This window comes from Flavobacterium sp. ST-158, assembly GCF_058309975.1.
Genome location: NZ_JBZEEN010000001.1, coordinates 958,329 through 973,803, shown reverse-complemented (window position 1 = coordinate 973,803; position 15,475 = coordinate 958,329). Strand labels below are relative to the sequence as shown.

At 37.0% G+C, this 15,475-nt stretch carries 7 protein-coding genes; all 7 read right to left on the bottom strand.

What is annotated here, in order from left to right:
- Positions 1-71 precede the first annotated feature (71 nt).
- The 7 genes from galB to AC4FRF_RS04040 all read right to left on the bottom strand — a co-directional run bounded on the left by galB (position 72) and on the right by AC4FRF_RS04040 (position 15,440).
- Complete coding sequence (gene galB / locus AC4FRF_RS04070) at positions 72-2,501, bottom strand: beta-galactosidase GalB (RefSeq protein WP_491158183.1); 2,430 nt, start codon at positions 2,499-2,501, stop codon at positions 72-74.
- A gap of 102 nt (positions 2,502-2,603) precedes the next feature.
- Positions 2,604-6,086 (bottom strand): malectin domain-containing carbohydrate-binding protein, encoded by a 3,483-nt coding sequence (locus AC4FRF_RS04065; RefSeq protein WP_491158182.1) that lies wholly within the window; start codon positions 6,084-6,086, stop codon positions 2,604-2,606.
- Between the two features lie 61 nt (positions 6,087-6,147).
- A complete protein-coding gene (locus AC4FRF_RS04060) occupies positions 6,148-8,880 on the bottom strand; it encodes an alpha-d-galacturonidase (protein ID WP_491158180.1) in 2,733 nt (910 codons plus the stop codon).
- 20 nt (positions 8,881-8,900) lie between these two features.
- Complete coding sequence (locus tag AC4FRF_RS04055; protein ID WP_491158179.1) at positions 8,901-9,794, bottom strand: sugar phosphate isomerase/epimerase family protein; 894 nt, start codon at positions 9,792-9,794, stop codon at positions 8,901-8,903.
- Positions 9,795-9,879: 85 nt separating this feature from the next.
- Entirely contained in the window at positions 9,880-11,028 is a 1,149-nt protein-coding gene (locus AC4FRF_RS04050) for a sialidase family protein (protein ID WP_491158178.1), read from the bottom strand.
- Between the two features lie 28 nt (positions 11,029-11,056).
- Complete coding sequence (locus tag AC4FRF_RS04045; protein WP_491158177.1) at positions 11,057-13,810, bottom strand: glycoside hydrolase family 78 protein; 2,754 nt, start codon at positions 13,808-13,810, stop codon at positions 11,057-11,059.
- Between the two features lie 61 nt (positions 13,811-13,871).
- Complete coding sequence (locus tag AC4FRF_RS04040) at positions 13,872-15,440, bottom strand: MGH1-like glycoside hydrolase domain-containing protein (RefSeq protein WP_491158176.1); 1,569 nt, start codon at positions 15,438-15,440, stop codon at positions 13,872-13,874.
- Between the last annotated feature and the right edge of the window lie 35 nt (positions 15,441-15,475).

The following is a 15,475-nucleotide window of genomic DNA, read 5'->3' as shown; positions in this document are numbered from 1 at the left end:
CAAATCTATGAGTTTAACAAAAAAAGCACGAATCGAAATCCGTGCTTTTTAAACTAAAAATATCGAAAAAATTATTCCACTTTAATATTCACAGTAGCAGCCGTAATATTTCCTGCTGTTGTGGCTTCCAAAGTTATATTTTCGGCCTTTTTATTTGATTGCAAAATTACTACGCATTTTCCGTTGTACAATTTGCGATAATCGGCTTTAAAAGGTTCTAAACTGGCTTGGTAACCATTATCAACACCAACAATTTTAGCACCTCCCGAAACTTTAAAGTTAATTAGATTATCAGCTTTTGGAAGTGGATTTCCGTCTTTGTCCTGCAAAGAAACCGTCACGTAAGCCAAATCATATCCGTCGTTTTTAATACTCGTTTTATCCGATTTTAAATCAATTTTAGTGGCTTCGCCAGCAGTATGAATTTCAGTTTCTTTCACCACTTTGCCTGCTTTTCTGGAAACGGCTTTCAAAGTTCCTGCTTCAAAAGGCACTTTCCAGGCAATATGCAATTCATCTCCTTGTTTGGTTTTCGAACCTAAAGATTTTCCGTTTAGGAATAATTCCACTTCATCGGCATTGTTGTAATACGCCCAAACATCTATCACTTGACCTGTTTTCCAGTTCCAGTGTGGCAACAAATGCAAGACTGTTTTATCACTCCATTCGCTTTGGTACATATAATACACATCTTTAGGCAAACCAGCCAAATCTACAATTCCAAAATACGAACTACGGGCAGGATACGGATACGGATCAGGTTCTCCAATATAATCGAAACCGGTCCAAACAAAAGTTCCTGCTATAAAATCATATTTCTTAGCCGCTTTCCAGTTTTCCTCATGCGTAGTTCCCCAGAAAGAAGCAATATTATCAAACGCAGTTACGGTCCAATCATCATTTCCATCAAAAGGCGCATTGTATTTTACGGGCCACATTCTGATGGTGTCTGTTGGCATATCATAATGACCACGAGTTTCTAATGCCGAAACACTCTCAGAAGCTATGATTTTTTGTCCTTTAAAACGTTCGGGGAAAGTTCCGTAATCAGCATGTTTGTAGTTAAATCCTAAAAGGTCTAACGCACCCGATTGATAGATAAAATTCTTCTCTGGAACATTCTCTGTCAGCGCCGAAGTTACGGGTCTGGTTTTGTCTAAGGATTTCACAATTTGTGCCAGTTCTTTAGTAATCGAAACTCCCGTACTATCAAATTGTTCCCGGATTTCGTTCCCAATACTCCACATCATCACCGATGGATGGTTACGGTCTCTTTTAATAAAATCTTCCAAATCACGTTTGTGCCATTCGTCCCAATATTTGTTGTAATCATGGCTTACTTTTTTCAGTTTCCAAACATCAAAAACCTCATCTTGCACGATAAAACCCATTTCGTCGCACAGCTGAAGCATTTCTAACGAAGGTGGATTATGAGCCATTCTGATAGCATTCACGCCCATTTCTTTCATGATAGTCAGCTTTCTTTTGATAGCATGATAATTAGCTACCGCTCCTAAAGCCCCATTATCATGATGCAGACAAACGCCATAAATTTTCATTGGAATACCGTTTAAAGAGAAACCTTTTTCGGCATCAAAAGCAAAAAATCTAAATCCAAGAGGCGTTTCATATTCGTCTATCAAAGTCGATTTTTCATAGATTTTTGTCACTACCTTATACAAATTAGGATTTTTAGTATCCCACAATTTTGGATTTTTCACTTCAAATTTTTGTCCTTTTTCCAAAACAGCATTTGCAGCAATAGTTTCAGTAGATTCTAATTTGGTCACCACATTATTATTAGCATCCAGAATAGCTGTTACCACTTTAAGCTGCTTTTGCATAGCAGCATCATTTTGAATATTAACCTGATAATCTACCGTAGCTTTTTCCTTTGAAACTTCAGGTGTAGTGACATAAGTTCCCCAATGTGCCACATGCACTTTATCGGTAGTTACTAAACGTACATTTCTGTAAATCCCAGAACCAGTGTACCATCTGGAACTCGGCTGAGCATCATTATCCACTTTTACAGCAATGTAATTTTTTTGGTTGCCAAAGTTCAGATACTTGGTCAAATCATACGAAAATGAAATATACCCAAACGGACGTTTTCCTAAATAATGGCCATTAATCCAGACTTCGCTATTGCAAAAAACGCCATCAAATTCGATAGCAATGCTTTTATTTTTTGCCGATTCCGGCAACGTAAATGACTTTCTATACCAACCTATTCCCGCAGGCAATGCACCTTGTTTCGGTTTTGTTGGATAATCTGCGCTAAAAGTACCTTCGATACTCCAATCATGCGGCAAATCTAAAGTACGCCAATCAGTAGCATCAAAATTCTCTTGAATTGCCGATGGATAATCGCCCAATTTAAAATTCCAATCGGGATTAAAATCGGCAACAACACGGCTATCCTTTTTTGTTGAGGCACAAGCAACCAAGAACAACAAACCAATTACTATTGCTCCTTTTCGTAAAACACTTTTATTCATATAATATTCGTTTAATTCCATTAATTGCAAATGTCAGTCTGAGCCTGTCGAAGACATCTGAAACACTTCGACAAGCTCAGTGTGACAAAACAATTCTATTATTTATTGAAACTCAAAAGATTCCAAACGCAATCCTTTCATGTTATCCGATTCAATTCTGATTTTATAATTTCCAGCATTGATGTAGCCTCCTGAAGTGGTGTTTAAAACCTTCCATTTCTCTGTTGGCACTGGAAAATCAATTTCATCGTTTCGTAACAAAATTCCATAAGCATCTTCGATAATCAATTTCACTTTTATCGGTTCATTGGTCATGTTCATGTATCTAAAACGCATCAAATACACATTAGCAACACCTGGATTCACTTCAAACTCGATGCTGTTAGGCGTATTTTTAGTGAATTCGATATAATCACTATTTTTAAAATTCCCTTTTTCTACTCCTTCTCCAGTGGTTTTAACCGCTTCGGCTTCTAGTTTTAACGATGGTCTATCGTCTTTAACTTTTCCCAAATCAGAACTTGGCACCACCACAAGGCTACTAGCATTTCTTTCGAAAAGAACTTTATTACCTTTTTTAACTTCTTTTTCGAAAACTGAAAAAACAACTCCTTTACTATTCTTAGCCCTTTCTTCTGATTTTTTATAATCCGAAAGCCAAGCCAGAGTAGTTCTAATTTTAGAATCTACTAAAACGTAGACCGTAGCATCTTCTTTTGAAACAAAAGAACCCGAAATCTCTTTTTCTTTCGAAAAGCGAAGATAATCGGCAGTGTATAAATTAGCTGGTAATTGTGTAAAAACATCCTCAGCATCCACATATTGTTTCTGATTAACATTTAACCAAGAACCAACTTCGAACGGAGTTTTAGTGACTATATTCAAGATATTTTTTGGCGAAGACGCAGCCCCTTTCAATGATTTATCTTTGGAAGCAATGGCAATAGCTGAAATAATTCCTTCTCCAGAAGTCACTCTAGGAAAATCTATAACCAATTGACCATTTTTGCTTTTCACTACAAAAGTTTTCTTTACCGCTTTCGCAAAACCAACTTCCTTCCAAATATCAAAATCTTTTAGAACTACTTGGTCGTTGATGGCTACATCAAAAACGCGCCAATCTTTACAATCCAATCCGCCACCGGTTCCGTACCAAGGTTCAGAGAAATACAAATCGACTACATATTCGCCATCAGCAACAGGAAATTCATATTTTAACTTATCCATTCCGTAACGAAAATTTTGGAATAAGCCATCGTTTTGAGTTCCATCAACCTCGTCAAAAGTCATTCGTTGACTGGCAAAAAAGGCTGGTATATTTTTATAATCATCTGTCCAAGACAAAGAACCCCAAGTATTCGCTTCTGTTTTATGAACATCAGCAAACCATTGATTTCCATCTGTATCTAGGAAATCTGGGCCACCACAATTGACACGATAGATGTAATTGTACTTGCCTTTAGATGAAACTACTTCTTCTTTAGAACGTAATATTTTTAAATGCGGTGCTTCTGGCAAATTATTCAAAACAATATAATCTTTGGCAACAGCCAAACCATTTACATAACCCACAGCGAACAACACATTATACTGAACACTCACATTATTCCATTGAAAATGTTCTCCTCTTCCAGGATTTTTCAACTTCCCTAAAGACTGATTGTTGACGTCATTGAACAATTCGACTTCATCACAATTCGAATAAACATCGATTCCGTTTTTAATTCCTGTAGCATCCCAACGATTCGGCCAAGTGTGCGAAACAATATACACCATCGGATTGGTTTTATTGGACACATAATTAGCACGGTACATATAATAGGCATCCAAAGGTTCGCCCCAAATGCTAAACAAACCTTTATAATTGACTGGTCCCACTTGGTCAATGGCTCTAAATCCTTCACCATTTTGATCACGCCCTGGATTTTCATGCGAAGCAAACAACCAGTTGAATTGTCCCGCCACCTTATCCTTTACTGATTCTGCTTCTCGCACTTTAATTTCCATTAATTGCGAAAAACGATTTTCGCTCAAAATTCCTTTTTGGTCAAATTCGCCTTCTGTGTGCAAGTCGATACTGCGCCAGGCACCATATTCGCCATTTAGCAATTGTTCTGAAAGTTCTACATGATAATTGGACGGATTTCCACCATAAGTACCTGACCAGTTTTGTACCACATTCCAATCCGTTCCTTCCCCACCGTTGCAAGTGGTCACTTTTCGTTGCGAGGATGCTGTGGGATCCATTTCGCGAATAATCGCTGTACATTCCTCGGCAAATTCCTTTGGAATGGTGCTTTCATTTTGTAAACCCCATAAAACAACGGAAGGATTATTACGACGTTCTTTAATCCATTCGCGTAATAAGGTTTTGAAATTCTCCTTAAATTCAGCCGTATCATACCAAATATGAGCCGAAAACTGACTCCAAAACAAGATACCGCTTTCGTCTAATAATTCCTGATATTTCAAATTATGTGGCTGGTGCGCTTCTCTAAACGAATTGAATCCAGCCGCCTTGATTTGTTCAATTCTGGCTTTGATTTGCGTATTCGAAAAAGCATGACTTTGACCTAATTGGTGTTCGTATTCACAAGTTCCATTAATAAATACGGGCGTATCATTGATAAAAAAGCGTTTATCATCTCCTTCTCTTCCAACTGGCCAAGAAATCCAACGAATTCCATAAGGCGTTGTAATTTTATCCAAAACTTTATTTTTTTCTAAAATAGTAGTCGAAAGGCTATACAAATACGGATTTTCTGGCGACCATAAATTTGGATTTTTGATTACTGGTAAAGTTTGCGGAATCTCCTTTGTTTCATTAGAAATCAAAACGGAACTCTTAGCCGAAACCACTTCTTTTCCATTTTTGTCCAAAAGCGTATTGACTACGGTTATCGTTCTATCCGACGCACTGTAATTTTGAATTTCGGTTGTGGTATGTAAAATTGCTTGTTCTTTAGACACCGATTTATCGTTCCAAATATGAACGCCAAAAGGTTCAACACGAACGGCATTAGTAATGACTAAAGTTACCGGTCTAAAAATCCCCAAAGGTTGTGAACCTTCCGAGAATCCCCATTCGCCAGAACAACCTCCGCAAACCCAAGGCAAATCGGCAATGAAAGCGGGATGTGCTGCTTTGACCAGAATTTTATTATCTGTATTGAATTTTACCGCATCGGTAATATCTAGTGTAAAAGTCGTTCGACCGCCTTTGTGCTGCCCTACTTCTTTTCCATTTACCCAAACCGTCGCGTAACTGCTAACCCCTTCGAAAAACAAAAAGAGTCTTTTTCCTTTTTGCTGTTTTCCAAGTTTCAATTTTTTCGAATACAAAGCTGTTCCGTGCAAGTTCCCATGTTTCATTTGGCGAAAGCCTTCGTATTGGTCCCAATTATGGGGAACATCGACGGTTTTCCAATTGGCATCAGCTTCAGAATTCTTCGAAAAATCTTGGTCAGAATTTGGGTTTGCTTCTACCATAGTAGTTTTCCAATTGGCATTCAACGGAATTTCTTCACGCGTTTGCGCCCACGCAAAAGTGGTTATTAGAAATAATATGTATAGTATTTTTTTCATTTTTATGCATTTAACCCATTCAGAGTTTAAAACTCTGAATGGGTTGAAATCTATTCTCTTCTTAGTAAAATAACCAGTCTACGGCTTCTTTTTCGTCTTTTCCAATATAACCCACATCACGGGCATTGATTTTTTGATTCGCATCAATAAAACCTAAAATAAGCACTCTTCCTTTTCCTAGTGTAAGTTGGTTTTCACCTACTTTAAAAGTATAAGTATGAATATTAATTCTTGGCAATTCTTTTAAATTCATCGCATTTGCCAAAATTACTTCGGCTTCACCTCTTTCATTTCCTGCTGCATTAGTTTCGAGACTTGGAGGAAATAAAAATCGTTTTTGATCCGAATTGAAATAACCCACAACTAATTTTACTGCGGTATCATTTTTAAATTTAATTGTTGTTCCTCCTGTATTTTGTTCGTCTTCTACAAAAGTAATTCCTTTTAGATTTTTAAGTTCCGGTGCTACTTTTTCTAACTCAGAAATATCCGTTCCATATACTTTAGTTCCAGCTTTCACATCATAAGAACCTAATTTTGGACTCAATACAGTAACCTTAGCTGTTTTCCAAGGTGTCACTTCTTTTGGTTTGATTTTTCCATCTTTAGCTTCTTTTAGCAACACTAAATTTCTTTTAAAATTAGCCAATTCGCGCTCATAATGCGGCAACAATTCCGTCCAAGTTTTATTGTTTCCATCATCTCCACCAATTGGAATTCTACGTTGAGCCGTTTGCATACTATTAGCATACAAATAGCTATCCTTAGTCAATTTTACCAATTCTTCATAGTAGTTCAATGCTTTTTCCAAATGAGGAACGGCTTGGTCTAAATCGGCAATATCATTAGAATAACTATATCTTAAAACCAACATAGCGGCTTTTACTTTTTCAGAAAAACAATTGGCAAAAGCATCATAACAATACACATCATTTTTAAGACGGTTGAATTCTTCCTTGTCTTTAGTCACCTTTGGCGCTGCTTTTTCGATGGCTTGCACGGCAATTTTTCCGTGTTGCACAATCTCGCTAATCAACTGCGGAGGTATTTCCCCGGAATGAGCTTCATGGTTCCATTCTTTCTTTGCATATTCCTGAAGCAATTCTCCCGGAGGTCCGCAAGATTCGTGAAATCCAGGATATACACGCCATTTGGCTGGATTAACCAATTGACTTTCGAACATTCCTAACAACAGCGTTTGGCGATTGCCTTCAGTAATTCCGAATTTTCGAAGCGTTTTAGGCGCAATTTCGCCTATTTGTTCGTAGGCTTCTAAAATATTTTTTCCTGCTTCAGCATCTACTCCGTATTTTTTAACAAATTGGTCGTCCCAATATCCAATTTCTTTGGTTCGGTCTCTTTTGCTATCCCAGGCATAACGCGCCCAAGCTTGATACCAAATCCAATCACGATCCATTTCCATGATGCGTTCACCAGTTTTAGTTTTATCAGCAGTATAAGGCCAATCCCAGTAAGATGCTTGCGGATACAAATGCAGCGCATTAGCCCCGTGAGCACTGTGCATAGCCTGAACTGTTTTCTGAATAAAATCAGGTGAACCGTATCGGAAAGGTTCTAGATTAGCCAAAATATGCACATTTTCGATATGAATGGAACCCAGTGAACTCAACTGCTTGTGTGTTTCTCCCCAAGGTCCTCCCGGTGTATAAGTCGTCAATGACTCTCCGTTATACTTACTCATGGTATATAAATTTTTGTATAAAGGCAAAGCTTTAGCCATAACCGCTGGCGCATCGGTATCATGAGAACGCAAAATAATGGGTGGTTCTTGCGTTTTCCCTAAGGCTTTCAATCCGTCCTGAACGCCCGGAATAATCGTTTTGGTAAACCAATTTACGTCATCTTCAACGGTATTCATGGCTTCCCCTAAACAAACTAACAAACCTACATTTGGGTATTTTTCTATAAAAGCAGCAATTGATTTTTGAGTATAATCGGCAATTAAAGGTGTAATAGGACGCTCTCGATCTTGAGTTTTAATATTGTAATGCTCTGCAAAAGGTTTGGAAACAATAATATTATAAAACATCTGAATCACCCAAATTCCTCTTTTATTTGCTTCCTCAGTTAAGTATTTGAATATTTCCTCGTTCTTTTTAAAATCTTCGTCGCTTACCTCAACGGCAAAAGGATAATCCTTTAATCGCACTAAAGATGCAAAAGGATGTCCATTCCATAAATACAAAGAGTTCATGCGGTTTTCCACCATCATATCCAAGTACTTTGTCCAAAGCGCTTTGTCATAAAACCAAGGAAAACTTTTTGGAGTATACGGATATTCATATACACCGCGACCTTCTAAATAAACTGGTTTTTGAACCCCAATACAAGTTCCTCTTAAAACCATTTCAGGACTGTCACTTTTATTAATTTCAGTTGGCAATTTCCCAACTTCTTTAATCTTGTCCGCTAATTCCAAAGCACCATATAAAGCACCCGAAGCATCAAAACCTTCAATAAAAATGATGTTCTTTTGCGTGCTGATTTGAAAACCTTCCTTATTAGTCAATTGACTTTCGTCTAAAGTAAATTTGGCTGTATTTTGTTTCCAACTTGCAGTTCCTTTTTCACCAATTACAACTACTTCATTTTTAGATTTTTTAGGTATTTTTTCTAAAAAAGCAACTGTATAGCCTTTTTCAGTGGCAATTTTGGCTAATTTTTCGGCTCCAAATTGAATACGAGGTGAATTAACATCACGAACAATAGTCAGTTTTTGCGCACTTGCAAAAGTCACACAAAAAAATAATAGTATCAGGCTTAGATATCTCATCTATGATAGTTTTTGAATTATTAATTTTGAAAAATCTTTTTTAAATAGGCTACATTAGCACCATAATTGGCTTTCACGTTATGTACCTGAGTGGTATCTCGGGAGCGCTCTACAATCAACCAGCCTTTCCAATTCATTTTATCCAAGGTGTTTTTGATTTTTGGCAAATCAATAGCTTTATCATTTTGAATCCAAAATCCATCGGTATTAGAAGCATGAATTTGAGCCAAATGTTTTTTGCCTAAAATTTGTAATTCCGATGAAATGTCTTTACCGTTTTCAATTGCATTCGAAAAATTGAACGAACTTTTTATTCTTTTACAGCCTATTTCTTTTAAAAAATCTTTTTCAGCTTTGGCATCTAAAGTAGTTTCAACAGCAATCACTCCTCCTATTTTAGCTACTTGTTTTCCCGCCCAACGTAAACGCTCGATAATTACAGGACGTAATTCAGGGAATTTTTTCAAATCACATTGATTTCCTAACGGCAAATAAGCCACTTTGACTTTCATGGTTTTCATAGCATCAATACAATCCTGAACCATACGTTTTACTGTCTCACGCTTTGCAAATGATTGTCCGTAAAACCCAGACATCGCAATTGAAGAGATACCAACATTGAATTCTTTAGACTTGTCCTTAAATTTTTTTACTTCAACAGGATTAGCCAGCTTACTATCAAAAGTTTCCCGATTACCTAAACCGCCCATATCCAGTTCGATTCCGTCCGCTTTTATTTCACTTGCTAATTGAAATGAACCTAACTTTTGTCTTTTTAGAATCATCCAATCGCAAACGGCTACTTTGTAACGTTGTTTTTTTGAGGACTGTGCAGAAACGGTACTATTGAATATCCCTGACAAAACAAGCAGCAATACACAAATTACGCTCCTTTTAAAATTCACTTTGTTCATGTTTTGTATTTTTACCATTAAAAAATTAAGTTTATTAAGTTCCTTGCTTAATTTTCTTAATTCCTTAATGGTTCAATTTAAATTCTTATTCTTCTTCAGCCTTAACAGCCTTTACTTCTTTTCCTTTTTCACCTGGCCATATTCCTTTTTTTATAGGCAATGCCACTAATTTAGAAGGGTCAATTTTTACATATTTGATTTTTTCTCTTCTCCAAGTGTACACAATATGCACCATTCCGTCTGAACTCTGAATTATTGAAGGATATGAATATTGGCTGATATTTGAATCTTCTAGTACTAAAGCTGCTTTCCAGTGAATTCCATCGTTAGAAATAGAAACGTTTAATGGAGTTCTTGGTCCTTTAGTTTCGGTTCCCGGTGGTAAAACGTGATTGTAAACCAATAAATGTTTTCCATTTTTCAAAGTCACCGCATCAGTTCCTGAATTGTTGTTTGGCATGTCTAACAATTTTAAATCAGACCAAGTTTTCCCATTATCTTTAGAGAAAGTACTAAACAAAGCTCTGTTTCGGGTTCTTCCTATGGCTTGAATGCTTCCATCTTTATGAAATAAAATACTTGGTTGAATGGCATTGATTTTTTGTTTTCCTCTTGGTAAAGAATCAGTCATGTGCCAAGTTTTTCCATTATCAGGAGTAGACTCCATACGCAAGTGCCATCCGCCTTCACCTTCAATACTAGAAGGACATAAGAGTGTACCGTCACTCAATAATACTGGTTTATTTTTTACCGGCCCTATGTAATCTTTAGGCATTTTAACAGGTCTTGACCAAGTTTTTCCATTATCAGAAGAAGTCAAATACATTCCCCACCACTCAGATGGTTTAGGGCCAATTTTATAAAACAACATCAAATCGCCACCAGGAATTTGATACAAAACAGGATTCCATGTTGGAAGCCTAGGCCCATCGGCCATAATTCCATCGGCAACATTTACACCTTCACTCCATTTGTCACTTCCTTTCTTTTTGATACTTACCCAAATACAAACATCAGGATGTCTTTCATGTGTACCACCAAACCAGGAAGCTACTAAATCGCCATTAGTTGCCTCAACAATAGTAGCTGCGTGGCAAGAAGGATACGGTGCTTTATCATAAATAAATTCGTCAACCAAAATTCCTTCTTTCCAAGTTTTATGTTTCAAAGCAGAGCTACAACTCCCTAATGTTATTAATCCAATAAGCAATAATGCTACTTTTATTCCTCTCATTTTTGTATGTATTTAATTATCTGTATTTCTATTTAACATTAATAGTATATTCTCCTGATGGCAAACTTAACAGTTGTTGATTTCCTTCCTCCTTATGGACAATGGCCGTTTTTTCAAGTTTGGTTTTGTTTACCACAATATTTTTTATGTTTTGTGTTGGTAAATAAACCTTAGCCGTTGTATTAGCCGGAATAGTAATAGTCCAATCCAGTCCTTTTTTAGTTTTTTTCCAGTTGCTTTTTATTAAGCCGTGAATCGATTCGTAAGAGGCATTTACAAAAGTCAGTCCTGCATTGAAATCGGGTTTCATAATGATTTGTTTAAAGCCCGGCAATTCTGGATTAGACTTGATTCCCGCCATATTTTCGTAGTACCAAATCATTAAATCGCCCAAAAGCATCACGTGATTTTGAGAATTCATCGTTGGGTCGGCAGTGTTGCCATTCCATAATTCCCAAATGGTTGTCGCTCCGTTTTCGACCATATACCCCCAGCTTGGGTAGGTTTTATTAGAAGCTAGTTTATAAGCCAAATCCCCTCTTCCAAAATTGGTCAAGGTTCGCATCAAAAATTGTGTCCCAATTACTCCTGTGCTGATATGACCGTTTTTAGTTACTTCTACTTCATGAACCATATTTTGGAATACTTTCTCTTTCAGGTTTTCTGGAACCATTCCAAAAGCCAAAGGCAAGACATTAGCTGTTACCGTATTATTTGCATAGCTATTTGTGGAAGTATTCAAATATTTCGCATTAAATGCTTTTTTGATTCTTACTGCCAAATCATCATAATGCGCAATATCCGCTTCTGCATTAGCGATTATGGCAAACTTTTTCAAAATTCCCAACAAATGATAATAAAACGCACTTGACAAAACCTCTCCATCCGTTAGACGAGCTGGATCTTTGGAACGAATCAACTCTAAGGATTCCGGTGGTACGCACCAATCACCGTATTTGTCTTTGTTCATCAAATCGTTCTTCAGATAATTTTCTTCCATATACGTCATCCATTTTTTCATAGATGGGTATTGCTTTTTAATTACTTCAGCATCCGCAAATTGTTGGTATAACATATCCGCAACCGTAATATAAGTTCCTGGCCAAGTTACATTATCACCATAATAACGCCAAAAAGCAGGTGCGACATCCGGTAATCCTCCGTCCTGTGTTTGCGAGTATTTAATATCATCGAGCCATTTGGCATACAAAGTTTGGTTATCAAATAGAAAACTTTCACCATAAGCACCCGTAGTTCTGTCTCCCAACCAAGGCTGGCGCTCGTTACGTTGCGGACAATCAATAGGCATTCCTTTGTAATTTCCGCTGATTCCCCACCAAGCATTTTTGAAAATCTGGTTCATCGTTGCATCCGAAGATTCAAAAGTTCCAGTCGTTTTGATATTGTCATAAACGACTTTTCCAACAAAATTATCCACAGTTGGTTTGGTCGGAAATCCCGAAATTTCTACAAATCGGAAACCATGAAAAACAAATTTAGGCTCCCAAACTTCTTCTCCTTCTCCTTTTAAAGTATAAACATCTGTTGTTTTTGCATCACGCAAATTGGCAATGTATAGCGAACCATCATCTTGTAAAGATTCGGCAAATTTCATTGTGATTTGGTCTCCAGCTTTTCCTTTTACTTTCAGTTGCAACCAACCCACCATATTCTGACCCATGTCTAAAATGTAAGTTCCACGTGGAGTTGCCTTAATCGCAATTGGTTTCACCTCATCCATAATTTTCATGTTAGGAGTCATTTGGGCTTCAAAAAAACCACCCGGTTCCTGCACATATCTGGCATTTACCCAGGATGAATCATCAAAATTGGTCGTGTTCCAACCCTTCATTTCCTTGCGAGCATCGTATTCTTCACCGTCATATTCGTTGTTTGCCAAAATAGGTCCATCGGTAGTCAACTTCCAGCTATCGTCAGTTCGAATTATTTCGTTAGTACCATCGGCGTATTCAACAAACAATTGCAAAGCCATTTTAGGGAAACCAAAAGATTTTATTTTATACGGTTTGTAATCCTGACGCATCGCAAAAAAACGTCCGTTTCCTAAAATAGTTCCCAACATATTTTTGCCTTCTTTCAATTGCGCAGTCACATCAAAAACATTGTATTTTACGTTTTTGGTATAATCTGTTGGAACAGGAGCTAAGACTTGGTCACCAATTTTATTTCCATTGATATACAACTCATACAAGCCCATTCCCATGATATAAACCTTAGCACTTTTGACTTGTTTTTTTAAATCAATTGCTTTTCGCAAATAACGGGCTGAAAGTCTGGAATACTGAGAAACACTATCATCCTTCGATAATTTTTCATAACCAATCCAACGGGTCGATTTCCAATCGGCATAGGTTAAAATCCCGATGCTAAAATGGGCATTTTCCGTCGATTTGATTTCTCCTTTATTGGTAAAAACGATTACTTTCCAAAACGCATTTTGTCGGTCTCCCAGTTTTTTCCCGTTGTAAATTATATTGAGCGATGCATCGCTTTCTACTTTTCCGCTATCCCACAAATCAGCTTTGTTGGCATTTAAATTTTCTAAAGTTGAAGCCACTAAAATTTGATAAGCAGCTTGTTGTACATCATTAACAGTAGCTTTTATTTGCCAGCTCAAACGCGGTTGCACCACATCAATTCCTTCTGGATTGTTCAACATTTCGCATTGCAGATTGGAAATGCTGATTTTATTTTGGGCTTTCGCCAAAGAAAAACTGAGCGCCACAATGAGGATAAAGGTATATTGAACTATTTTTTTCATGAGTTTTATTTTGTTTTTCAAACTAATACCTAACAGGTTTTAAAAAACTGTTAGGTCTATTCTATTCTGAAACTAATCTTTCTAATTTATCCGAAGCGGCAATTTCCTTTCCGTTTTTGAAAATTCTGAAACCTTTTCCTTTATGGTATTTCTCTCCTGTTTTGTCCCAAAGAATAGTGATGATATTCCCGTGATTCAATACATTATCTAAACAAAACCAATCCCATTTGTCTTGTGGAATTAATGGATTTACTTCAATTTTCTCATCGGCTCTCGGACGTAATCCTACCAATCCTGTAATCACTAAATCGTTAAAAGTAGAGTGATTGTAGTAACGACTGCGCTCTTTGTCGCCCATTAACCAATAGCCCGTTGTTTCGTCTAAATATTCACCCACGTAAGGTCTACCACGGTAATATTGCGATTGCACATACAATTCCAATTGTTTGAAATAATCAGTTTTATCTACCACCTTTTGGTCATAATTATTCAAAACATTGGCCAAAGCCGTCAAGGTTTGCGAAGTAGCAAAAGGCCAAATAGCACCATCCCATTCGCAAGTTCCAGTTCCATGCGTTCTAAATCGTGGACTTCTTCTCTCAGCAGTAGTTAAACCAAACGGAGCCGAAAATCCTTTCTCATCCTTTAGTTGTTCCCAAGCTTTCTCAAAACCTTTACCTTTTTCAGGTAAATTAAAATACCAAGGAATAAAACCAATGGCTTCTCTTACTTGTGCCAAGGTATCTTTCTCGGTAAAGGTTTCAAAGAAATCAGCTTTTGGATTCCATAATTTTCTTTCGATTAAGCTTTGCAAATTATTCGCTTTGGCTTTGAATTCGTCTTCCAATACTTTATCCCCTTTCATAGCAGCCATTTTAGAAATTGCCACCGCATTTCCGTACATATAACTGTTAATGGTTGGTCTTGCATTTTGCACTTTTCGCCCGCCACTAAGAGATTCTTCCATTCCGTCTTTCACATCGTGTTGCCAAAACAATCCATCTTTACGCATGCGGTCTTTTTCCCAAACTGCATAATCCGTAACCATATCGGGCATCATGTCTAGCAGGAAATTTTTATCGTTGTTTACCAAATACATATTATACAATGCATCAGCAGTCCAACTACTAAATTTATATAATTTGTTCATCGGCTTTCCTTCATTGCCTCTATACCACAAATGCACATCTTGTTCAATGTATTTTGGATCATGTAACCAACGGAATTCGTTAATATGATGTCCTAAAGCGCAGGCAATCATATTGTATTTATCGGCATACGAACGGTCTACCAAAAATTCCGTAATAGCATAACCTTGAGGGGTATTTTTGATGTGCTTACGTGCCGACCACCAACGAAAATAATAGATTTCCTCTACATTTTGCTGCGGACATTCAAATAATGGAATATTCTTTTCCATCCAAGTCCAAGCACTGTCATTTGGAATGGCAAATTTCAAATTCTCGTCTTCCATGGTGTTGAAATAATCAACATAATGCTTGAAGTTTTCTTTTTGTAAAACGGCTGCCGTATCTCTTTCTGTATGTGTCACAGTCGATTTACAACCGCTAATCATTCCCGCAAGTACTACTGCAGATGCTATTATTTTATATTTCAATTGGTGTAACATATTTTTTATTTTAATTTTCAACATAAACCTAACAG